The sequence below is a fragment of the Sporosarcina sp. 179-K 3D1 HS genome (genome assembly GCF_047228905.1).
Lineage (GTDB): Bacteria > Bacillota > Bacilli > Bacillales_A > Planococcaceae > Sporosarcina.
Genome location: NZ_JBFEGI010000006.1, coordinates 123,214 through 146,904 on the forward strand (window position 1 = coordinate 123,214; position 23,691 = coordinate 146,904).

At 47.7% G+C, this 23,691-nt stretch carries 20 protein-coding genes; 13 read left to right on the forward strand and 7 right to left on the reverse strand.

Features of this window, described 5'->3' with window-relative positions:
• Positions 1 to 56 precede the first annotated feature (56 nt).
• Positions 57 to 527, forward strand: coding sequence for a YusW family protein (locus tag AB1K83_RS10060; protein ID WP_413058059.1), 471 nt, complete (start codon positions 57 to 59; stop codon positions 525 to 527).
• Positions 528 to 574: 47 nt separating this feature from the next.
• Here the strand turns inward: AB1K83_RS10060 and AB1K83_RS10065 are convergent, their stop codons facing one another.
• Positions 575 to 2,401 (reverse strand): ABC transporter ATP-binding protein, encoded by a 1,827-nt coding sequence (locus AB1K83_RS10065; RefSeq protein WP_413058131.1) that lies wholly within the window; start codon positions 2,399 to 2,401, stop codon positions 575 to 577.
• Entirely contained in the window at positions 2,385 to 4,124 is a 1,740-nt protein-coding gene (locus tag AB1K83_RS10070; RefSeq protein ID WP_413058060.1) for an ABC transporter ATP-binding protein, read from the reverse strand. Before AB1K83_RS10070 ends, AB1K83_RS10065 begins: the two co-directional genes overlap by 17 nt.
• Positions 4,125 to 4,491: 367 nt before the next feature.
• Here AB1K83_RS10070 and AB1K83_RS10075 point away from each other — a divergent pair, with 367 nt between their 5' ends.
• The 4 genes from AB1K83_RS10075 to AB1K83_RS10090 are packed head-to-tail and all read left to right on the forward strand — an operon-like array spanning position 4,492 to position 7,203.
• Positions 4,492 to 4,875, forward strand: coding sequence for a GntR family transcriptional regulator (locus AB1K83_RS10075; RefSeq protein WP_413058061.1), 384 nt, complete (start codon positions 4,492 to 4,494; stop codon positions 4,873 to 4,875).
• The gene (locus AB1K83_RS10080; protein WP_413058062.1) at positions 4,872 to 5,774 is read left to right on the forward strand and encodes an ABC transporter ATP-binding protein; all 903 of its coding nucleotides are present in this window, start codon (positions 4,872 to 4,874) and stop codon (positions 5,772 to 5,774) included. The genes AB1K83_RS10075 and AB1K83_RS10080 overlap by 4 nt, the downstream gene beginning before the upstream one ends.
• Entirely contained in the window at positions 5,746 to 6,489 is a 744-nt protein-coding gene (locus tag AB1K83_RS10085) for a hypothetical protein (protein ID WP_413058063.1), read from the forward strand. Before AB1K83_RS10080 ends, AB1K83_RS10085 begins: the two co-directional genes overlap by 29 nt.
• Positions 6,490 to 7,203, forward strand: a complete 714-nt coding sequence (locus AB1K83_RS10090; protein WP_413058064.1) for a hypothetical protein — start codon at positions 6,490 to 6,492, stop codon at positions 7,201 to 7,203.
• Positions 7,204 to 7,245: 42 nt separating this feature from the next.
• On the opposite strand, the gene AB1K83_RS10095 is transcribed toward AB1K83_RS10090, so the two are convergent.
• Complete coding sequence (locus AB1K83_RS10095; protein ID WP_413058065.1) at positions 7,246 to 8,148, reverse strand: EamA family transporter; 903 nt, start codon at positions 8,146 to 8,148, stop codon at positions 7,246 to 7,248.
• A 177-nt stretch (positions 8,149 to 8,325) separates the two neighbouring features.
• Between AB1K83_RS10095 and AB1K83_RS10100 the strand changes: the two genes are divergently transcribed.
• Positions 8,326 to 9,978 carry an EAL domain-containing protein gene (locus AB1K83_RS10100; RefSeq protein ID WP_413058066.1) on the forward strand — a complete coding sequence of 551 codons (1,653 nt, stop codon included), beginning with the start codon at positions 8,326 to 8,328 and terminating at the stop codon, positions 9,976 to 9,978.
• 191 nt (positions 9,979 to 10,169) lie between these two features.
• On the opposite strand, the gene AB1K83_RS10105 is transcribed toward AB1K83_RS10100, so the two are convergent.
• The gene (locus tag AB1K83_RS10105; protein WP_413058067.1) at positions 10,170 to 12,329 is read right to left on the reverse strand and encodes a beta-propeller domain-containing protein; all 2,160 of its coding nucleotides are present in this window, start codon (positions 12,327 to 12,329) and stop codon (positions 10,170 to 10,172) included.
• Positions 12,330 to 12,531: 202 nt separating this feature from the next.
• On the opposite strand from AB1K83_RS10105, the gene AB1K83_RS10110 reads away from it, so the two are divergent.
• The 3 genes from AB1K83_RS10110 to AB1K83_RS10120 all read left to right on the forward strand — a co-directional run bounded on the left by AB1K83_RS10110 (position 12,532) and on the right by AB1K83_RS10120 (position 15,483).
• Entirely contained in the window at positions 12,532 to 14,016 is a 1,485-nt protein-coding gene (locus AB1K83_RS10110) for a DASS family sodium-coupled anion symporter (RefSeq protein WP_413058068.1), read from the forward strand.
• A 66-nt stretch (positions 14,017 to 14,082) separates the two neighbouring features.
• Entirely contained in the window at positions 14,083 to 14,964 is an 882-nt protein-coding gene (locus AB1K83_RS10115) for an SDR family oxidoreductase (protein ID WP_413058069.1), read from the forward strand.
• Positions 14,965 to 15,117: 153 nt separating this feature from the next.
• Positions 15,118 to 15,483, forward strand: coding sequence for a hypothetical protein (locus tag AB1K83_RS10120; RefSeq protein ID WP_413058070.1), 366 nt, complete (start codon positions 15,118 to 15,120; stop codon positions 15,481 to 15,483).
• A 119-nt stretch (positions 15,484 to 15,602) separates the two neighbouring features.
• Here AB1K83_RS10120 and AB1K83_RS10125 read toward each other — a convergent pair whose 3' ends face one another.
• Entirely contained in the window at positions 15,603 to 17,804 is a 2,202-nt protein-coding gene (locus AB1K83_RS10125; RefSeq protein ID WP_413058071.1) for a YhgE/Pip family protein, read from the reverse strand.
• Positions 17,805 to 17,871: 67 nt separating this feature from the next.
• Complete coding sequence (locus tag AB1K83_RS10130) at positions 17,872 to 18,441, reverse strand: TetR/AcrR family transcriptional regulator (protein ID WP_413058072.1); 570 nt, start codon at positions 18,439 to 18,441, stop codon at positions 17,872 to 17,874.
• A gap of 207 nt (positions 18,442 to 18,648) precedes the next feature.
• Here AB1K83_RS10130 and AB1K83_RS10135 point away from each other — a divergent pair, with 207 nt between their 5' ends.
• Complete coding sequence (locus AB1K83_RS10135; RefSeq protein ID WP_413058073.1) at positions 18,649 to 18,897, forward strand: hypothetical protein; 249 nt, start codon at positions 18,649 to 18,651, stop codon at positions 18,895 to 18,897.
• A gap of 318 nt (positions 18,898 to 19,215) precedes the next feature.
• On the opposite strand, the gene AB1K83_RS10140 is transcribed toward AB1K83_RS10135, so the two are convergent.
• Complete coding sequence (locus AB1K83_RS10140; protein WP_413058074.1) at positions 19,216 to 20,379, reverse strand: aminotransferase class I/II-fold pyridoxal phosphate-dependent enzyme; 1,164 nt, start codon at positions 20,377 to 20,379, stop codon at positions 19,216 to 19,218.
• A gap of 273 nt (positions 20,380 to 20,652) precedes the next feature.
• Here AB1K83_RS10140 and AB1K83_RS10145 point away from each other — a divergent pair, with 273 nt between their 5' ends.
• From AB1K83_RS10145 to AB1K83_RS10155, 3 genes are all read left to right on the forward strand, one after another.
• Positions 20,653 to 21,588 carry an agmatinase family protein gene (locus AB1K83_RS10145; protein WP_413058075.1) on the forward strand — a complete coding sequence of 312 codons (936 nt, stop codon included), beginning with the start codon at positions 20,653 to 20,655 and terminating at the stop codon, positions 21,586 to 21,588.
• Positions 21,589 to 21,672: 84 nt separating this feature from the next.
• Entirely contained in the window at positions 21,673 to 22,311 is a 639-nt protein-coding gene (locus AB1K83_RS10150) for a transcriptional regulator (RefSeq protein WP_413058076.1), read from the forward strand.
• Positions 22,312 to 22,404: 93 nt separating this feature from the next.
• Positions 22,405 to 23,661: an Nramp family divalent metal transporter gene (locus AB1K83_RS10155; protein ID WP_413058077.1), complete on the forward strand. Its 1,257-nt coding sequence runs from the start codon at positions 22,405 to 22,407 to the stop codon at positions 23,659 to 23,661.
• Positions 23,662 to 23,691: the final 30 nt, after the last annotated feature.

A 23,691-nucleotide genomic window follows, 5' to 3' on the forward strand; every position in this document is an offset into this window, starting at 1 on the left:
TTTCCTTTCCGCGAGGTAAAGTTAAGTATTGATACCAAATGAAAGGTCGTGAAAATATGCGAAAATTTACGATAGCAAGTTTGCTTTTGTTGGCAGCTATCTTCGTAATAGCCGGATGCGGAAACTTTGGAAAAAATGCGGACAAAGATCAGCGGGAAGACGCGGATATCATTTACGAACATGAAAAAGAAGGAGGCACGATGGAAACCGGTGACGGGTACGGCTTCACCCATTTCGATCTGGACATCGATGTAGATGGAAAAGATGCAATCGAAGCGGATTACGAGGTCGATAAAGAGCTGGACGTCGAATATAAAAACACGTTGAAGGGAATCAATGTGAAAGGAAAAGAAGCGATGGACGAGCTCCATCAACTCTTTACCGCCCTTCTTCTCCGTAACAATATGACAAAAGAAGAGTATATCAAACGCATTTTAACGTATTACGAATTGGACGCATACTCCAAATTCGATTTGGAAATTAATTTTGACGATGGAACGAAATTGGATATCGAAGACGTGAAATAACAAATAGGCTATGAGGGTTCGCTTCCTCATAGCCTATTTTGATGCATTCATACTTCCGATCCCTTCACCATTTGATAAAAAGCCCCTTGACGCGCCAACAAGTCCTCCTGCGTTCCGGACTCGATCAATCGGCCCTGCTCCATGACATACACCTTATCCGCTTTGCGAATGGTATTCAGTCGATGGGCAATGACAAAACTTGTCCGGCCTTCCATCAATCGATCGAGCGCCTCCTGGATCGCCAATTCGGTCACCGTGTCGATGCTGCTCGTTGCTTCATCTAACAGAAGGATGACGGGATCGGCCACTAAGGCTCGTGCAATGGACAGCAACTGCTTCTGCCCTTGCGAAATCTCTCCCCCATCCGCCGTCAGGATCGTATCATAGCCATTTTCCAATTTCATGATAAAAGAATGCGCATTGGCTTGTTTCGCCGCTTCCATGACTTCCTCGTCCGTCGCATCCAATTTGCCGTACCGGATATTCTCCCGGACGGTCGCCTCGAACAGAAACGGATCCTGGAGGACAAACGCCATCTGGCTGCGAAGCGTTTGCCTCGGCATTTCATGTATCGGAATACCGTCGATCAAAATCAGGCCTTCATCCGCCTCGTAAAAACGGGACAATAACTGCATGATCGTCGTCTTCCCCGCTCCTGTAGCACCTACTAATGCCACCGTCTCTCCCGGTTTAACGTGGAATGAAATCCCGTCCACCGTGTAGCCGTCCGTTTCCACTGCATATCCGAAAGACACGTCCTTGAATTCCACTTCCCCCTTCAGCTTTTGATTCACATAGAAAGTGGCGTTGTCTAGCTCCACCGGCTCATCCATTATGGCAAAAACCCGCTCCGCTCCCGCAATTGCGGATAGCACTGTATTGAATTGGTTGGCCAGATCATTCAAGGGACGCGTAAATTGACGGGCTAATTCCGAGAAGATGACGATCGTCCCGATAGTCACAACCCCATCGCCTTTCAGCGCTAACAAACCACCAACGCCAGCCACAATCGCAAATGCAGCGTTGTTCAGCATATTCATCACTTTAGGAATGAAACCCGAATACGCGGAAGCCCAAAAACCGGCTCGGCGAAGATACTCGCTCTTCGTCGCGAATTCCTCCATAACACGGGACTCCTGGGAGAATGCCTTGACGATCCGCTGGCCGGAAACCGTCTCCTCGATCATGCCGTTCAATTCCCCGAGCGCCCGCTGTTGCTCCTTGAAGAGAAGCCCCGTCCGGCGGGTGATCCATCGGACTGCTGTGAACATGATCGGAATAATGATCATCGTCAATAAGGTCAATAACGGACTGAGGTACAACATGACCGCCAGAGTTCCCGTCAACGTCAGGACGCTGGAAAACACTTGGATAAAAGAAGAGTTGAGCGTTTGGCTGACGTTATCGATATCATTCGTCACGCGACTCATCAATTCACCATGCTGCCTTTTATCAAAAAAATGGACCGGTAGCTTTTGTAGATGGGCAAACAACCCCGCCCTCAGTCGTAACACCGTACGCTGTGCGATGCCGACCATCCAGAAGTTCTGGAAATAAAGCGATAAAGACAGGAACAGATAAATGGCGATCAGCCAACCGATTTTAACGGCCAGACCATTGAAACTCATCGGAATGATGTGATAATCGAGAATTCTTCCGACCATTAATGGACCTAGTAAAGTGAGGACAGAACTGACAAAGACGAGACCAAGAACGAGTAGTAACAGGCCTCGTTGTTCATCGACCAGCCTCCAGATCCGGAAGAGAACCGACTTCCAATCGCTCGCCCGCTCCTTTTTCCTCTTTTTGACTCCTCGAATTGCTTCTTTCGTAAGTATCGGTTCATAGCCGAACGGTTTACGGATGCTCGACATCATCGATCACCTCCCCTTCCGCTTGGGACTGTGCAATTGCCTGATAGAGCTCGGATTGCGTCATTAGTTCATCATGCGTGCCGTAGCCGACGACCCTTCCCTCATCCAAGAGTAAAATCCGATCTGCCCCTTGCGCTGTCCGGATTTTTTGCGTGACAACCAGCATGGTCGCCTCCTCCTCTTGCAATGCTACCCACAAGGCCGCTTCCGTTTTCACGTCAAGCGCGCTCGTACTATCATCCAGAATGAGGATGGACGGCTTCCGTACAAGTGCCCGGGCGATCGACAACCTCTGCTTTTGCCCGCCGGATAAGTTGACCCCTTTTTGCCCGACACGGGTTTCATATTTCTGCGGGAAATGATCGATGGATTCATGGATCTGCGCTTTCCTCGCGGCTTCCACCAACTCATCGGACCCGGCTTCATTGTCACCCCAAGCCAAGTTCTCCATGATAGACCCGGTGAACAGGACAGATTGCTGCGGCACAAGTCCGATCGTTTCCCGCAACTCGTTCAACGGCCATTCCCGGATGTCCACTCCTCCGACATAGATGGCTCCCTCCGTCACTTCAAAAAAGCGGGGGATCAGATTGAGAAGTGTTGATTTCCCCGAACCTGTCGCTCCCATGATGGCCAGCTTCTCTCCCGCTTGAACATGGAATGTGACGTTCTGAAGAACCGGCTTTGTTTTTCCGGGATAATGGAAGGACACCTCCTCAAAACGCAGATCTCCAGCCGATACGGACAAGCTGGAACTTTCCGTCTGTTGATCTTCCAGATCTTCATCGGCCAAGAGCACTTCCGCCATCCGTTCCGAGGAGGCTTTCGCACGGGAAAATAGGATGATGAGAAATGAGAACATCGAAAACGCACCGGTAATCCGCATCGCATAGTTGACAATCGCCACCAGTTCCCCGACCTGCGCGCCACCATCCCGAATTTCCACCGCTCCAAACCAAAGGACCGCCATCAAGCTGACATTCATGATGAACAGCAAAACAGGCAAGATCAGTTCCATCATCCGCATCGCCCGTACTGTGTCGCCCCGTAAAGAATCTGCAACATCGTCAAACCTTTTTGCTTCATGGGTCCCCCGCAAATATGCTTTGATCAACCGGACCGCTTGCAAATTCTCCTGAATGACCCGGTTCACCCTGTCGAGCCGTTTTTGGACACGTGAAAAGAAAACGACTCCCTTTTTCGTCATGACATACAAAAAGATGACAAGGATTGGCGCACCTGCAAGTAAGAACAAGGCAAGTTTCACATTGACGACAAAAGCCATGATCAAGCTGCCGATTACCATAAGCGGCGCACGCAACATAATCCGCAATCCCATGAACAACACGTTCTGCGCCATCGTTACATCACTCGTCAACCGGGTGATGAGACCGGACGTCGGAAACCGCAGAAAGGTGGCCATTGTGAATGCCTGCACTTTATTGAACAACGCCTGCCGCAGATCAAATGCAAAACTTTGCGCCGCATGCGCTGCGAAGAAGGAGTTGAAAGCCCCCGAGAAAAAGGCGAAGAACGCAAGCGCCATCATCACGCTCCCCCAAGTCCAGACAACAGCGGCATCCCCTGCGATAATCCCTTCGTCGATGATTTTCGCAATGAGTAGTGGCTGAACCAGTTCCACCCCCAGCTCCAGCAATGTCAGAACAAGCGCAATAACAATCGGCCATTTATATGGTTTCGCATAGGAAAACACCGTCCTCATGATCCGTCACCCCTAAAACCCTATCATTTCTCTAATAATTCAATAACTGTCCCCCATTATAACACGCCATGAAGAGAGTTTTCTTTCTCCCGGGGTGCGGGTTGATTGCACACTTCAGTTGTTTGCTTGCATCCTGTGTCCGAATGCTTGCACTCACCCGCACTTTCCTTGCACTCCGCATCAGGTTGCTTGCACGCAACGAACTGTTCCTTGCAAACCATGACTTTAGGTTCAATCAACCCACCCCCTCCGCTACCCAGAATGGTGCCTGGCACCGACACAATTTCAAAGAACACTTGTATTTCATTTCCAAATAGCATATAGTACATTACAACAGTAATGCACTAATTAGTAGGAGGTGACGCTGATGCTCGATCTGGATAGTTCGAAACCGATTTATATTCAAATAGCGGAATGGATTGAAAGTGAAATCATAGATGGAACGCTGCAGGCGGATGAAAAAGTTCATTCACAATATCAATTGGCTGAGATTTTCAATATTAATCCGGCGACGGCGGGAAAGGGGCTGACCTTGTTGCTGGAAGCAGGAATCGTCTATAAAAGAAGGGGGCTCGGGACATTTGTCTCCCAGGATGCCCGCGATACCTTAATTATAAAAAGAAAAGAAGAAACGCTCCGGCGGCTGATTAAAGAGCTATTAACCGAGGCTCGTTTGCTCGGTGTCGATGACCGACATCTTCTAACAATGATCGAAGCAGAGCGTGCACAGAAAAAGGAGGGGGAATCATGAACGTCATCGAATTTAGCAACGTCTCCAAATCATTCGGAGCACACAGCGTTTTGAATCAATTGGACTTCACGATTGCAGAAGGCGTTTTGACAGGCGTGATTGGTCGAAATGGAGTGGGCAAGTCAACATTGATGAAAATTGCTGCGGGTCATATCCGCGCAACTTCCGGAGACGTCCGGGTCTTCTCGGAAAATCCATTCAATAGTTTAAAAGTGTCCGCCAATCTCATTTTCACAGACGATACGATGAGTTTTTCCGATAAATTGACATTGCAAGACATCCTGGAAGAAGCGGCCCGCTTTTATCCGAATTGGGATGCCGATCTTGCCCAAAGGCTTTTCGAGTATTTCGGATTCCACCCGGCGGCTCGCTACCCTACCTTGTCCAAGGGAAGAAAAAGCACATTCAACGCCATTTTTGGCATAGCAGCGCACTGTCCGGTAACCATTCTTGACGAACCGACAACCGGCATGGATACGGCGGTCCGGAAAGATTTTTATCGTGCTTTGTTAAAGGATTATATCGCCCATCCCCGGACGATTTTATTGTCCAGCCATCATCTGGAAGAGATTGAAGATTTGCTGGAAGATATTTTACTGATCCATGATGGCGGCGTCCGGTTCCACGGTCCGATCACAGAATTACAGGAACGATTTATCAAGCTGATTGGAAAAGAAGAGAAACTGGCCTCCATTCAAAAGACCGTCTATGGCCGGCTGCAAAACGGGGCTTGGAGTGAAATTGTCGTGGAAAACGAATTGACTGATGAAGAAAAAACGCGATTGGCAGAGGAAGGCGTGAAACTTATGCCCGTATCCGCCAACGAGGCGTATGTCATCTTGACGACGGGATTGAATGGAGGGATCGACAATGTATTTAACAGAACCGCGACTCACTGATATCGTCATGAAGCAGGTCCACTATAAATTTAATGCGTATACCGGTGTTTTCACCGCTTTGATGGTCATGCAGATTATTGGCGTTTTATTGGCATTTAACGCAGGGGGCGGAAGCTATGGAAGTTCATCACTCGAAGTTTCTTGGACAGCCGCATCTGGCGATATGCCTGTTATTCTGACACTCATTTGGGCCTTCTCAATGGGAGTTTTACTGACGACGACAGCTTATCGCAACGACGCATTCGCTTTCGTATCCAACCGGCTCAGCCATCATCTGTCCAGTTTCGGTTTTCTGTTGGCGGTATCCGGGATTGGTGGAGTCACTGCTGTTTTTGCGGGCTCGATCGTCAAATTCATTTCCATGTTCCGATCCCAGCCCGTTCTGATCGAATCTTGGGGAGTATTGGGAGCTCCCATGGAGTATTTCACCCAATTAAGCACAGCCATTTTGTATACGATTCTATTGGCTAGTTTCGGTTATGGCATCGGCTCCTTCATCCAGCGGAGCAAACTGGTCATCCCGATACTCATCATCTTCTTGTTCGTTCTTCCGTTTTTTGCCGGTATCTTCGCATTCGGCTTTATTGAAAAATTGGTGGCCTTCTATGGAACAGAGACGTACTTTTTCACATTTCTCTTGAAAGTGGTTGTGACAGTCATTGGCATCTTCGGAATAGCGGTTTACTTAACGGATAAATTGGAGGTGAGGAAATAAATGTTCACAGTAACAATGTTCGGACTAGCAACATTACTGATTCCTATTGTTATCATCATGCTTCTCCTATTCAAGCCGATGAAAAAAGTGTCCCGAAGAATATGGCTTGGCCGCAAATGGACGTATCTCTTGTTTGGGACCTATATTGCCATTTTGCTCATCGCCACGTTGACTGTCGATTTCCTGGACACTCAAGCACAAGCAGATTTGCCTATTGTAGAAGAGCAGTCGGATAATCAGTTCTTCGAAAACATTCGGGCCGGTGACTTTGAAGCAATCCCTTCCGAACGGATTCTGAGAGAGCAGACATATCCCGTGCAGGATGGCTTTGCCATTGCCCACGCGATCCCCGACTTCGAGAACAGCCCCCATGTCATTCTGAAGTGGAAAGATACGGACGATGGTTTGATCGAGGAAAAAGTATTCCGTCCCCTCTTGGCAGTCAACCATTATGATCTGTCGGATCGGGCCGATTATGTCCTCCCCAAATGGGAAGACAACCAGGTGACCATTTTAAGGCAACCATCTACCCCAATACAGTTGAATTCCTATAATGACGCAGTTCTAGTAAATCAATTTACAAGCGCCCCACGCCGGAACATGGGATTCAGCTCATCCATGTCGCGCGATTTGGTCATTTATCTCCACGTCCCGAAAGGCTTGGAGATTGATATCGATGATGGGATTTATGTCGAAGAAATCACTGAACCATAAGAAAAAGCGGAGCGATCCTATTTCCGGAACGCCCCGCTTTTTTCATTCTTCCCGTGCTTTGCTTCCTGCTATCGACAGGCCGGTCACACCGACGAGCATGACGAGTGCCCCTACGAGCTGCCACGTGCCGAGCACTTGCCCAAGCCACAGGACCGAGATGACCATCGCTGTCAATGGTTCGAAGCTGGATAAAATACTCGTCTCGACCGGCGTGATGTATTTCATACTTCCTAAAAAGAGCGAGAAGGCGACTGTCCCGACGACGATGACCAAGACTTGCATAACAGCAATCCGCCAATCGAGTAGCGGATGATATCCAGTAAAGACGGCCATCGGATTCATAATGAATAAAACCCCGCCGCCAATCAGCATTCCCCATCCGACCGACAGCAGCACCCCCCATTCACTCATCAACCGAACGGGATACAATGTATAGAAAGCAAATGTGAATCCGACTGCCAACCCCCATGCCAGGGCCTCCTTGCTCAAGGCAAAGCCTGCCAATGATCCATTCGTCAATAACAGGAACAACCCCACAACGGTGACGGCAATCCCGATCACTTGCGAACGTGGCGGCAAGGCCCACTGCCGCCAGGAGACGAAAATGATAATGAAGATGGGGGCCAAAAATTGAAATAAGGTCGCTATGATGGCATTGCTCGTTTCAATGGAGCCCAGAAAAGTGAATTGGACCCCGAGCATGCCCACAATGCTGAACAGAATCAACTGCCTGGCCCACATTTTTTGTTGCAGGGGCGCCAAAATCCTTACCCCTTTCCCTTTCAAGACGGAAAGCAGCAGAATCCCTGCCACTATCATTCTCGTAATAATGAGAAAGGAGCGGGTCATGGCACCCTCTGTGAGAAGCCACTCCATCATGGGCCCTGTTGCCCCCCACAATATTGCACCAATCACAATCATCGCGATACCTTTGAATCGTTCCATTCCCGCCCTCCTCTCCGCCTGAACAAACCGTACAACCAACCCATGCCCTTCCACCTAGAAATCGCATGAAAAATTTCTAAAATTAAACAAAAGTTGGGGATTTGTCATAATCATGCTGTAAAGTAAAAATGATTTTATTATAATAGTAATATACAACATCCAAAAGGGGACAGTAATATGAAATCCGAAAGTGGGCAATTTATGCCAGAACTCCCAGACCTTCTCCGTAATTTGGAGCTCTTTTATATGGTGATGCGTACCGACGCCGAGGGGGTCATATTCTATACAAATAAAAAATTCCTGGACATCAGCAAATGGACGCCGAAACGGATCCTCGGAAAGACAATTTGGCAAATGTTCCCCGAAACGGAAGAAGGAGTGGAACAAGCCCATATCATTTGGGAAACCGTCGGCAAAGGGAAAACATGGTTCGGCACCGTTGAACAAATGACCCGGAATGGAGAGCCATACTACGTCAACCTGATTGCCATCCCATTTTTGAAACCTAACGGGGAATTAAATTCCGTCACGTTCTTGGAGCTGGATATCACACAAGACGTTAATTTGCGGAACCAACTTCAACAGATTGCTTTCATAGACTTTGAGACGGGTCTGATGAGCAGGCACAAACTTGAAGCTACTGTAAATGAAATGATTGAGGAAGACAAGCATTTCTCGTTTGTTCATATTGCCATCGACCATTACTATACGTTGAAAGATCTACATTCCATTGACTCGGAAAAAAAGCTGATCACATCGTTCAGCAATCGGTTAAAGCGATTCTTCCAAGACAATCCAATCGCCCGGATCGGCATCAGTGAGTTCACTGTCCTGACACCGTTCGGCGATTGGTATATCCAAGGGTTCCTCGAATTTTTGGAGCAAAATCCGATTTACATTGATAACAATGCTTTGCCGATTTCCGTCAGCGGAGGAATTGTCCGGTTCCCCGAAGATCAACAGACTTATAATCACCTCATCCAGGCAGCCATTACTGCTACGAAGGACGTAATGGAGCACGGCGGAGGAAAGATCGTGTCATTGACCGCGGAATCACATCGTGGACTCAACCGGCGTGCTACGATTGACCGTAGAATGCTGTCCGCCCTAAATGAACAAACTCTCCAAGTCGTCTACCAACCGCAATGGGATGTGGCAAGCGGGAAAGTGAATATGTATGAAGCCCTTGTCCGATGGGAGGACGCAGAACTTGGAATCGTGACACCGGAAGAATTGATTTCCGTTGCCGAAGAAAATGGGCTTATCCACGAAATCGGCGCATTTGTCTTGAAAGATGCCGCGCAACTTGCCGCAGTGTGGGCAAAAAGCAACCGGGATATTAAGATTTCGGTGAACTCATCCGTACGGGAGTTCAGCAATTCCCAGATGCTCGAAAAAATAAACTCCATTCTCGGGGCAACCGGCTGTCCTTCCAACCGGATTCAACTCGAAATTACAGAACGCTTTGCTTTTCAAGCGGAAGAAGAGCAATCCCTCGTTGTTCAAATGAATGACTTGAAAGAGAAAGGAATTGAATTCGCTCTCGACGATTTCGGAACCGGATATGGCTCATTCCGCTATCTACAAAAATTACCGATATCCAAAATCAAAATCGATAAAGAGTTCATCAGCTCTTTATTGACCCACAACAATACACAAAAACTGGTGGAAGGCATGATCCGTCTCGGAAAATCCCTCGGGTTGTATGTCGTGGCAGAGGGTGTGGAAACGAAAGAGCAGATGGATATGCTAATCTCCATGGGAATTGATGCCATTCAAGGATACCATATCGGCATGCCTGTCATTCCAGAAAAAATTGAAGCCCTATAACCAAGAAAAAATGGAGTGCCCTTGAATCCTAGGACACTCCGTTTTTTCACTGGGATACCAGGTACAGCTACAATTCGCAAAGAACACAAATGGTGTCTGTAGCCTGGCATCCTAGAGACTTCTTCCATCCGGGTGCCAAATTATTACACAATTCACGCCTATCAATTTGTGTGAAAACCTGGCATCCCTTTTTAATTCAGCGGCAATGTATTTTCCCGTTTCATCGAATCCAACCCGTACTGATGGATCTCCTTCATAGACACTGTATACAGCTTATCACCGCTAAATAACAATCGCTGAACTTCCCTTTCCCAATCGACATATTGTTCGCCTTGCTGTTTTCGCTCTATGAGATCTCCTTTCAACACAATTCCCTGCTCCGGCGTAATTTCATAAACCAGCGCGCCTGCCCCTTGGAAGTTCACATCCCAGAAATCATTATTACTCTTGCGTTCTTCGTAAAGAACCGCAGGGAATCCGTATAAACTCCGTTGTGGATTCTGGAAGAGCGCTTTATGGTCATGCTGGATCGGCGAGTAACTTCCCCGTCCGCCGATAATTTCGGTATCCTTTTCTTTTGGATTTGCAAAATCCGATACATCGAACAAGGAGAGTTTCATCCCTTGTGTCAAGATCAACGGTTCGCCGCCATGCGGATTTTTCTTCGCTACTGTATCGTAGCCGAACCCGATGAGATGGTTTTCGTCAAGCGGATGCAAATAGTTGCTGAATCCTGGAATTTTCAACTCCCCGAGCACTTTCGGGGCAGCCGGATCGGCGACATCAATGACGAACAGCGGATCCGTCTCCCGGAATGTCACCATATATGCCTTATCTCCCATGAAGCGGGCAGAATAGATGCGCTCCCCTTTCGCCAACCCTTCGACCGACCCAACCTGCTTCATTTTTTCATCTAAAATGAATAGATGGTTTTTGGAAGGATTTTCCTCGTCCCATTGATTCCCTTCGGTCGTGACTACACGGAAGTGGCCATTATGTTCATCCATGGAAAACTGGTTCAGTAACGTGCCTTTTAATGTAGCGGAATTGTGGAATGTCACTTTCGTACCATTCAGGGAAAACTTGAAGACTTCGCTATTGGCACTTCCGGGGTTCCAGATCATGGACCGATTTTGCCCGCCCGCAGCTGGATTTGCCTGATAGATTGAGGCGGTCAAATAAAGATTATCTTTTGACATATACAGTTGCTGGCTGCTGCCGAGATACCCTTTTGTTACGAGTTCGCTTTTAGATGGAGATGATAGATCAACTGCCGTGATGACGGAGTACGTCGGTTCCACTGCTCCCGGCAAAATGGAAATGTCTTGATAGGCTAACGGCTCCGGGTTGTCACCGCTGTTGGAATCCAGGACGACCGGACGAAGTTCCTCCGCTTTCGAATCCTCCATGATCCAGTAATATGGATAGATATTCGTTACAAAATAAAGCATATCACCTGTTTTCCGTGCGCCGTTCAGATGTCCTTCCGCACCGACTTCGCGGATCAGCTTCGGCTTCTCCGGCGTTGTCACATCATATAATTGCGCAACCGTCATGCCATTCATTGGCATAATCATTTCTGCCTGCTTATTTGAAGTTCCTGTATCCATCCTCATTTTCGTGCCGAGGACAATGAGCAAATTATCGTGCAAAAATAAGTTGTTCGGATAAAAATTCTCTGCGCCCACCTTTAGTTCATGAACTTTCTGGAGCTTTGCTGGATTCCGGATATCTGTAATGGTGACGCCGTTATGGCCAACAATGGAATAAATAAAGTCTCCGTCCGTCTTCACGATATCCGCCTCGTCGACCCCCTCGACTTGGTTGTTGGTCGTCGAATGGTCAACACCGCCGCCTTGTCCTGATGCCATGTCATTTGCACTCTCACTTGTGGTCATTTCCCTGGACACCTTGCTCTGATTTCTCTCCATCACTTGCTTCGCCCGCTCAAAATATGCTTGCAACTCTTTGGCGGAGGTAACGGATTGGATGGATTCATGGACCGTAAATTCGATTTTATCCCCTTGGAGAGATTTGAACCGCTTCCCTTTCACTGCCTCTTTCTTGACATGCAGCGTATACATGCCCGGTTCAAGTCCGTTGACATAGACCATATGCCCCTCAATTCGTATGTCCGCCTCGACCTTTTTCCCTTTCCGATCGGTGATATAAATATCACCGGAAAGGTTGGCCTCCGTTTTAAGCGGTGCGGAGAAGCTCGCACGCCAACCGCTATCGGACAGCGCAATACTGGAGGCGGTCACGGTCACTTTCTCAATCGATAACGCAAACGCCAAAGCTAAGATGACGATGGATAATGCAGAGGCGATCCAAATAGCTGGTTTTCTCAAGTTGACCAGTCCTTTCCATTTCCCTAGTTATACCATTAGACTGCTATCGAGCAATTTCGTTTCATTTAATTTCTGAATAGGCTTGAAATGATAGGTTTCATAATTTAATTAAATCCGGGAAACCTGAGAAGAGTGTTTTATAGCAATGATAATTAGGGTACTGGAAGATTAAATAACTCTTCATCGGAAAGGACGAATCCGTTTGAAAAAAACAGAAACGACCATCAAATCGAAGCGGAATCTGAAGCCTCTTTGGATTGCGCTTGCTTTTGCGGTCATGCTCATCATCGTATTTTTGCCTACTCATCCTGAACTCCCGGTTGCCGGTCAGCGCGCCTTGGCCATCTTGGCTTTTGCAGTCATTTTATGGATGACGGAGGCGGTCACCTATCCGGTGAGCGCCGCTATGATCATCGCCCTTATTACCCTCTTGCTTGGCTTGGCCCCGGACATGGCCAACCCAGATGTCATGCTCGGAACGAAAAATTCGCTTAAGATGGCGCTCGGTGGATTTTCCAACTCCGCGGTCGCCCTAGTGGCAGCCGCCCTGTTCCTAGCCGCCGCCATGCAGGCCACCAATCTCCATAAACGGCTGGCCTTGTATATTCTTTCAAAAGTCGGGGTCAAAACAGGCGCCATCGTTTTCGGAGCCATCCTCGTATCCATCATTCTTGCGTTTTTTGTACCAAGTGCTACGGCGCGAGCCGGTGCGGTCGTTCCTATTTTGCTCGGAATGGTAGCTGCATTCGGCTTGCCACATAATAGCCGACTCGGTGCATTACTTGTTATTACCGCAGTACAATCGGTATCCATTTGGAATATCGGTATCAAGACGGGCGCAGCCCAAAACATGGTAGCCCTCGGTTTCATTGAAAAGGAATTCGGGGTTTCGGTCGCTTGGAGTTCCTGGTTCCTGTATGCCGCCCCCTGGTCCATTATTATGTCCGTCGTTCTCTACTTTGTCATGTTGCGAATCATTAAACCGGAAACGAAAGCGGTCGAAGGCGGAAAAGAATTGATACAAGGACAGTTGAAGGAAATGGGGCCGATGAAGTCCGCAGAAATCCGATTGATCGTCATTTCGCTCGCCCTCCTATTCTTCTGGTCCACCGAAGAAAAACTCCACCCTTTCGATACGACGACGGTGACGCTTGTCGCACTCGCCATTCTGTTGTCGCCGAAAATCGGAGTATTTGATTGGAAAACGGTGGAGAAGATGATTCCGTGGGGAACGATTATCGTCTTCGCAGTCGGAATTGCACTTGGAACCATCCTGCTGGATACGAATGGAGCTCAATGGCTATCCGATAAAGTATTTGGCGCCATGGGGCTTGATCATATGCCACTATTGGCGACTATCGCCCTGCTGTCGCTGTTCAATATTTTAATTCACCTCGGATTTGCCAGTGCAACCAGTCTGTCTTCCGCGCTCATTCCGATTTTCATTGCATTGACATCGACACTGGCCATTAATGCGAATGACGTCGGATTTGTCCTGATCCAGCAGTTTGTCATCAGTTTCGGCTTCCTGTTGCCGGTGAGCGCGCCACAAAACATGCTCGCTTACGGGACGGGCGCCTTTTCTGTCAAAGACTTCCTAAAGTCCGGCGTACCATTGACCGTAATCGGTTATTTGCTCATCTTGCTGTTCAGCGCCACGTATTGGAAATGGGTCGGGCTATTGTAAATCCGTTTATTCCCCACGGGATGGGGAACATTTCTACTAATGACAGTTATGAAGGAGGAGAAGACATTGTCCGAAAATAAGTATGAAAAAATGGACAAGGCGGTTCCTCCGCAAACCCAGGATCAGCAACCTGGAATTGAAGCGGAAATGACTCCGGAACCTATTTATGAAGATGAAAATTATAAAGGCTCGGAAAAGCTGAAAGGTAAAAACGCATTGATTACAGGTGGAGACAGCGGAATCGGCCGAGCCGTGGCCGTCGCTTTCGCAAAGGAAGGAGCCAATGTGGCCATTGCCTATTTGGATGAAAGCGAAGAGGTCGATGCCGACAAAACGGTGCAATTGATTGAAAAGCATGGCGTGAAAGCGCTGAAGATTTGCATCGATATTAGCGAAGAGGAAAATTGCGAGGAATTGGTCGACACCGTCGTTAAGGAATGGGGCCATCTGAACATTCTCGTCAACAACGCCGGCAAACAGTTCCCGCAAAAAGACATTGCCGACATTTCGGCCGACCAGCTGCGAGAGACATTTGAAACGAACTTTTTCGGTTTGTTTTATTTGACGAAAGCGGCTGTGGCCCAGATGAAAGAGGGAGATGCCATCATCAATACCTCTTCCATTACAGCCTATAATGGCTCGGCGGGCTTGCTCGATTATTCCGCGACCAAGGGAGCGATTACTTCATTCACCCGGTCACTTGCCTTGAATTTGGCCGAGAAGAAAATCCGGGTCAATGCGGTTGCCCCCGGCCCGATCTGGACGCCGCTCATTCCGGCCACTTTCGACGCTCAAAAAGTGGAACAGCACGGTGGCGACACCCCGGTCAAACGACGGGGCCAACCGGCGGAAAACGCGCCCGCCTTCGTATTTCTCGCCTCCAACGACTCCAGCTATATGACCGGACAGACGATTCATGTAGATGGCGGAGATTATGTAGGGTCTTAATACTGGATTGAACCCCGGAAGTGGAGGCTTTCGGGGTTTTTCATATGTTTTTAGACAATGGAATGGAATGATGAAAGGACCTATACGTAACATGCCCTGCTTGATATAATGGAATAAAGAAATGGAATTTTCAAGGAGAGGAGGCTTTTGAGTATGGAGCAACAATTCAAACTGATCGTGTCTGAACTCCAGAAAGTGAATCAGCGATTGGATACAGTAGACAAACGATTGGATACAGTAGACAAACGACTGGATACAGTGGACAAGCGATTGGATGCAGTAGACAAACGACTGGATACAGTGGACAAGCGATTGGATGCAGTAGACAAACGATTGGATTCAGTGGACAAGCGATTGGATCGATTGGAATCTGAGCAACAGCTGATCAAACAGGCTGTATTGGAAACGAATGAACGGGTCAAACGACTTGAAGGGATCCAAGAGAGCCAGCATCGCCTGATCGAATTGCTATCTGCCCGGTCCATACAACATGAAGCTGAACTGAAAAGGATCCAGTGAAATTACATACTGATCAAAAACAAACGTGATGAGTTGATGAACCTAGGCGTTTGTTTTTTATCGAATAAATGCCCGGTCAAAATCTTATCCAATGGAATCAGATTTTGGCCGGGCTTTTATTAAGCTTCTGCAGTTTCTCTTGTGTAGCGTTTTGTAAAAATCAATGCAAAATAGCCGAATGTGATGACTAAACATGCTGCAGTGAAGCCGATGAGGATGCCGTTATTCGTCCACAAGAATCCAATGTCACCTGTCGAGATGGTGGCTTTGAATGCTTGGACGGAATAGGTCATCGGCAAGAATGTATTAAAGATTTGCAACGGCTCCGGAATCAATTCCAGCGGGAATGTGCCCGCGCTCGTGGTCAGTTGCAAAATTAGGATGAGAATGGCCACAAAGCGGCCGGCATCGCCCATGATGGAGACGAACATCTGGACAATCGCGATGAATGTGTAGCTGGTGATGATTGCCGTCAAGATGAATAGCGGTGTGCTCTCGGTTTCCATGCCGAGCCCGAATTTGACGACTGCCACCGCAATCAAGGCTTGGATCAACCCGACTGCTGCAAGAACGGTCGCTTTGCTGGCAAACCAGCGGAACGGCCCGATCGGCTTGATGGCCGGTTCGACGAGCGGGAAAACGATGGACAATAGCAAGGCGCCGACGAACAATCCGAGCGACAAGAAGTACGGGGCGAAGCCCGTTCCATAGTTTGGTACGTGGTTGATGCCTTCTTTGTCGATATCTACCGGAGCGGCAGCCATTTCATATGTTTTCTCTGTCGGTGTCACTTCGCTTGCCGTTTCATTCGCTTCTGCCAATTTCTTCTGAAGCGTCGATATACCCTCTTTCAGTTCCCCGATGCCATTCACAAGTTTTCCGGACCCTTCGGCCAGTTCCTGCGATTTGGACGCGAGCGTGCCGGTGCTTGCCGTCAATGTACCCGTTCCTTCTGTTAGTTTGGCAAGCCCTTGCGATAAATCGGCAGATCCTTTTTGGGCAGCATTCGCTCCGTCTGCCAGTTTGGCTAATCCGGTTGCTAGTGCTCCGTTTCCGTCCGCCAGTGAATTTGCACCATTCACCAAAGCGGCAGAAGAAGCGTTCAATTCATGTAAACCGGCCAATGCTTGGCTGCGCGCAGCGGCGATTTGGTTGGCAGAGTCGTTCAATTGGGCAGTGCCACCTGCCAAAGCTGATGTACCTGCGGATAATTCATGTATCCCTCCTGCCACTTGGGCACTGCCTTGTTTCAAATCTTCAAATGCAGCATATAACCCGGCTTGTTGCTCTGCGGGAAGCGATGCGATGATCGGTGCTAGTTGTTGCGACAAGGCTTCAACTCCCGAATTCACCTGTTGGGCTCCACCAACCAGGTTGTTGGCCGCTCCATTGATGGCAGCCGTCTTGTCATGCAGGCTGCCAATCGCTGCATTGAACTCTTTTTCCTTTTCAGCGAGTTGCCCGTAGCTGGCCGCTAACTTACCTACGCCCTCGGTGTATTGGGCAATGCCGGAATTTAATTCACCAGCTCCCGCTGATGCTTGTTCGGCTCCGGTTCGGAGTTCAGCGGTCCCAGAAGCGAGGGTGCCGATTCCGTTATTTAATTCCTTCGCGCCGGCCACTGCTTCCCGGGTCCCTTTCGCCAATTGATCGGACCCGTCTGCCAGCGTAATCGTACTTGATGCCAATTGTTCAAGATAGCCTTTCAGATCGGCGGCGCCTGTGGACAAATTGGCAGCCCCTTCATCCAAGCGACCTGCTCCATCGGCCGCTTCCCCGAACCCTTCCCCCATTTCCGCAATGGATGCAAACAATTTTTCCGAGTAAGTGGAAGCCACTTTTTCATTCACTTCCGCTCGGATACGATCCATGGCCGTTTCCCCGATTTGGGCGGACAGGAAGTTGAATCCTTCGTTCGGTTTATAGACAATCGTCAATTTTTCCGGATAGGCGTCCAGTAAAGTGGTGGCGTGTTCCGAAAAGTTTTCGGGTATCTCGATGACCACGTAGTACTCCTGATTTTTCAACCCTTGCTCCGCCTCGGCTTGCGAGACTTTCTGGAAATCAAACTGCTTGCTCTCCAGCAGCTTATCCGTCAATTCCCGGCCGAGCGCCAACTGCTCGCCATCCAACTCGGCTCCTTGGTCATTATCGACAATCGCTACGGGCAAGGAGGACATATTCTCATACGGATCCCAGAACGCCCAAAGGAACATCCCTGCATATAAAACGGGAATGAACAATATAGCCACCATCGGTACGAACATTTTCCGAGTACGTAGCAGTTGCTTCCATTCCGCCCAGGTCATTGTCTTTTTCATATCTTTCTCCTCCTCAAAGGGATGACCGTTTTAGTCATTTGGTCATTTTCAAACAAAAAAAGGAGTCTCAAATTAAGAGACTGTTAAAAATGGTCCTGCTTAATACATCGCTAATGCGCTGCTCGGTCAATGCTTCCTCATGGGTTTCTTCCCAATCGACAATCAATGCCAAGTACGATTTGAATAAAAGGTACGCAACCAACTCTGTGTCGCAAGGCTTCAATTCACCTTTCGCAATTGCCCGCTCCATCTTCTCCCGAATATAGGCAACTATCTCTTTCTCGATCGTTTCAAGCACTTCCTTGACAGCAGGGGTGCGCAGCTCTTTTTCTTCATTCACCAATTTGGCATATAAATGATGGGTCTCCCGGAACTTAAGCATTTGCATCAACCGCGCATGGGCATTCTCTTCAAATGAAGCCCCCTCGACCGAAACCGCGTCGGCTTCCTTCCGCATTTCGTTCATCATCTTCATGACAATTGCATTGAAAAGTTCCTCTTTGTTTGCAAAGAACGTGTAGATGGTCCCTTTCCCGACGTTCGCAATTTTGGCGACCTGATCCATCGTGGTCGCTTTGTATCCAAAGAGGGAAAATGATTTTGCCGCGGCATCCATTATTTCCTGTCTTCGATCCATTGCTTCATCCACCTTTCTGACCAAAATACAATTCCGGTCACTTAGTCATTATAGTATACCGACCAACAAAGGATTGCAAGTGTAATGTCGAAAAAGCTAAAATTTCCATTCCTTCCATACTTATGAGATGATAGGAATAGATAGAGCGTTTCATAAAGAAGTTTACGATCATTAGTGACACTATCTAATGAAAGGAAGCTGACAACTATGGGTAACTTCACGAAATGGGTCGGTGTGGCAGGAGTTGTTGCCGGAGCGGCCTATCTGTCAAAGAGTGGGAATCGAGAGAAAATAAAAGGGCAGCTTGATAAAGCGATGAAAAGACTAAATACATCGTATGTCAAAAACTTGGGCAAGCCTTTGGACATTGACGATGCCCAAATGGTGGACGAAGGTGCCATGACAAGTGTGCAGTATTTTAATAGACTGCAGGATAAATCCCAGCCAACATCATAATTTTTGGACCACCCGCGAACTTTTACACGGTTCGCGGGTGGTCTTTTGTTTTTTATTCAAAAAGAGGCTGTCCAATTAGCTGAATAGGCCCGTTTTCAGATGAGAGCGGATTGTGGGCGGAGCGGTTGTTGAGAAATATGAGCGGTTCTCCGCCGTTATAGGCGCTCGTGACGAAATATGAGCGCCAACCTGAAGCTTATGAGCGGTTCTTCAAAAATATAAGCGCCGATCCATTTTTATGAGCGCTTGTGAAAAGTTATCAGCGCTTGTCCCTATTACGAAAAGGGCTGCCTATACAGGACAGCCCCTTCTCATCCCTTAATACGTCAGTTCTTTCAACTGGTTAATCGCTTGTTTGAGCAGCTCCGGTTTCTGAACTAGCGCAATCCGGACATACCCGGCTCCCGCAGAACCAAAAATACTCCCGGGAACCATGACGACGCCGGCCTCTTCAATCGCTTTGAAGACAAAGTCGATGTCGTTCATGTCCGATGGGTACTTCGCCCAGACAAACATGCCGCCTTGCGATGGAGTTGCCGACCAGCCGAGCTCGTCCAGGCCTTCCATCAACACGCGATGCCGGACAGAGAATTCCTCGCGGAGCCGGTCCGTGATTTCCTCTGCATTATCCAGCGCCACCGCAGCGGCCTCTTGGATCGGCGCGAAAATTCCATAGTCCAGATTGGATTTCAATTTCCTCAAAATCGCCAGCATCTCCGCATTCCCTACGATATAAGCGATGCGGGCACCGGCCAGGCTGAAGCTCTTTGATAAAGAATTGATTTCCATTCCGACTTCCTTCGCCCCTGGAGTGGACAAGAAGCTGATCGGCGCATCACCCGTGAAATAGTATTCCGAATAAGCCGCATCATGCAGGACAGGAATGTTGTATTTACGGGCAAATGCGACCACTTTCTCAAAGAATTCGGGCGTCGGCATCGCCGGAACTGGATTACCTGGCAAATTTAAAATGAGCAGTTTCGCTTTTTCCGCAATTTCGGCCGGTATGGCATCAAGATCCGGGAGAAAGCCGTTTTCCGCAAGAAGCGGCATGTCATACGGCACCGCTCCGGCAAGTTTAATGCCCGCGTCGTAAGCGACGTAGGCCGGATTCGTATTCAAGACAATGTCGCCTTCATCGCAAAAAGCGAATGGCAAGTGGACTAGCCCTTCTTGGGAACCCATCGTCTGCAATACTTCCGTTTCCGGGTCGAGTACTACATTGGAACGTCTTTTATAGTAATTGGCAACCGCCTCGTTAAAACGCTTGATCCCCCCAAGTGTATAACCATAGGAACTCGCCAGGGCACTTTGCTCCGACAACGCCTGCCGTACTTTAACATCGGGCGGCAGATCCGGGCTACCCAAGCTCAAGTCGACCACCGGATGCCCTGCCGCCTTTTTCTTTTCCGCGGCTGCTTTTAAATCTCCAAAGATGGCGGGAGTGAAAATAGACATTTTACTAGACGGTTGAATTTTCAAGAGAAAGCACTCCTTGTGTGAAAAATAAATGTAGGGTTCCAGTTTATCACAAGACGAAATTTCATTGTACATGACAATCTAAATTTCTTTATCTTCCACTTCACTAGGTCTTTATTAAGATTAAATTTGTTTATTTTTTTTCAATAAAGAATGCGTTTACATTATTTAACTTTTAAATTTTATCAAAAAGTGTTTGACTTTATTTAAAATCCCTCGTATCATTTACGTAAAGCTTCAAATTTTTTAAATATGCTCGAAAGGAAATGACGAACTATGACAAACATATACGGCAATACACCTTGCTTCCTTGGGGCAAAGAACATTTCTGCTAGTAAGTCATTAGAAGATATAGATGCAGTTGTATACGGAGTACCTTGGGAAGGTGCGGTAACTTGGGGAGATTATACAGGTTGTGAACTAGGCCCGAAAGTGATGCGCCTCACATCTGCAAGATACAGCGGCTACTTGCCAGAGTTAGATCATATTGATGTGTTTGAACATATGAAACTCGGAGATATCGGCGATATTGACGTAGTACCGGCAGATGTCGACGAAACAATGAAAAGAATCACAGACTTCACAAGCAAACTATGGGAAAGCGGAAAATTCCTGATCGGACTCGGAGGAGATCATGGTATTACTTTCCCGATCGTGAAAGCGCTTGCCGAGCAAGGCAAAAAAGTCGGTATCATTCACCTCGATGCCCACTATGACAACTTGCCATCCCATAACGGCGACCAATATGCACGTTGCAGTCCGTTTGCCCGTTTATATGAGCAAGAAGGCGTACGTAATGAAAGCATCATCCATACAGGAATCCACGGACCGCGGAACATTCCGGAAAGTGGACGTAATGCAAAAGCAGCAGGTGCTGTCACGGTAACGATCAACGACATCCGTAACCACTCTAATTTGAAACAATTGGCAGCCGAGCTTCATGCAATGGCGAGCAAAGATGTCGATTGCGTCTACTTGAGCATTTGCAGTGACGTATTGGACTTCGCGTTCAACCCAGGCGGTCCGGTCGATGGAAACGGATTGACTTCCCACGAACTATTAACTCTAGTTCATGAGATTTGTAAGCAAGGCGTCGTTGGAATGGACTTTGTGGAAATCTATCCACAACAAGATCCGACCCAACTTTCAGCTCACTTTGCTTCGACAGTCATTTTATATGCACTTGCAGGGGTCATTGAGAGCAAAAAATAAGGTATACTTTACTTTGGTTATCCCGCTTCCCCTCAGAAAAGGAGGCGGGAAGCCCAAAGTAATCTTGGAAGACTGGTGATTCAAATGGCGAATGAAGAAAACGCAGAAATATTAAAGCGTTACGAACCGGTGGCTGATATGATTGCCGCTACGTTTGGACGGAATTGTGAGGTTGTCATCCACGATTTGACGAACGTCCAATCCTCCCTCGTATATATAGCCGGGAGTGTTACGGAAAGAGCGCTGGGAGCCCCGACTACAGAAGTCATCTTAAAAGAGTTGCGGCAACACGGGGATGCTGTCCCTGATATGCTCGGCCTGACTTCACGGACAAGAGATGGGAAGTTCGTAAAGACTTCCAGTTCATTTATCCGGAATGAAAGCGGTAACGTGATTGGCTTCATCGGGATTAATTTTGACATTACTGCATTCTCTATGGTCAATCAGATTATTAAAGATTTTTCTTCTACTCCTGATCTAGATCAACTCGATTCCCCTATGGAGGAATCGTATGCGAAAAATATTGATGAAGTCTTTGAACAACTGATCAACAGTTCATTAAAAGAAATCGGGATTCCCATTTCAAACATGTCCCGAGAGGATAAAATTCAATTCGTTCGCAGTTTAGAAGAAAAAGGAACGTTTTTAATTCAAGGTTCAACTGAAAAAATTGCAAACGCTCTCAATGTTTCAAAGCAGACGATTTACAATTACTTGGAATAGGCAATGTGCAGCACCTCCTATTCTAGGTTCTTCTACGAAAAATAGATTGAATATTCTTAACTTAAAGAGGGTAAAGAAAGGTGGTAGAAAGCTATGACTGCAACTAAAGAAGTCGATACAACAACAACCGAAAAACCAACACTGAAAAATAAATTAAAAGTGATCGGTCCCGGCGCCATTATTACTGCATCATTTATTGGACCCGGAACTGTGACAACAGCTACACGAGCAGGGGCTTCGTTCGGATTTGCCATTCTATGGGCTGTTGTCTTCTCCATTCTTGCAACAATTATTTTACAAGAGATGTCCGCCCGACTCGGGATTATTACGAGGCAAGGCCTCGGGGAAGCGATCAGAGAACAGTTTGCCAACCCAATTCTAAAATTCGGCTCCATGTGGCTTGTTATGATAGCTGTTGGAATCGGTTGCGCCGCTTACATCGCGGGTGATCTTCTCGGTACATCGCTCGGAATTTCAACATTGACAGGGATTTCTCCGAATGTTCTCGGACCGATTTTCGGGGTTGTCATTCTATTACTCGGTCTCAGCGGCAGCTATAAGCTTATTGAACGAGTGATGGTTGTACTCATTGTCGTCATGAGCTTCACCTTCATCACCACGATGATTGTAGCGAAGCCAGACTTGGGCGCTGTGTTCCAAGGTGCGTTCATCCCGACATTGCCTTCCGGCTCCATTATTATGGTCATCGCATTAATCGGGACGACAGTCGTACCTTATAACTTTTTCATCCACTCTACGATGGTTCAAGAAAGATGGTCCAAGCCATCCGACCTGAAAGAGGCACGACTCGATACAATTGTCTCTATCAGTATCGGAGGCCTCATTACGGCAGCCATTCTAATTACTGCCGGGGCAATGATCTATGGCGTTGAAGTTTCAAGCGTTGCCGATTTATCACTACAGCTCGAACCAATACTTGGGGAATGGGCTAAGGTTTTCATCAGTATTGGATTATTTGCTGCGGGCTTCTCTTCTGCTCTAGCTTCTCCTCTGGGCGCTGCGGTTACCATTGGAAGCGTTTTAAAATGGAAAAACGGCATGAAAGACAAGCGGTTCAAAGCAGTATTCGTTATTGTAATGGTAATCGGGATCGTTTCATCCGGACTCGGTTTCAAGCCGCTCGATGTCCTGCTTTTCGCACAAGCATTGAATGGTATTTTGTTGCCGGTCATAGCAATCTTGCTATTGATCATCATGAACAACAAAAAACGTCTTGGGAAATATACAAACAGCGTAAAAGCAAATATTGTCGGGGGCATTGTCGCTTTGATTTGTACAGGCCTTGGGATTTATAGTTTGGTTGACGCAGTTCAAGTGTTCTTGGGATAAAACTCCGACCATCAAAAAGAGCGCGGGAAT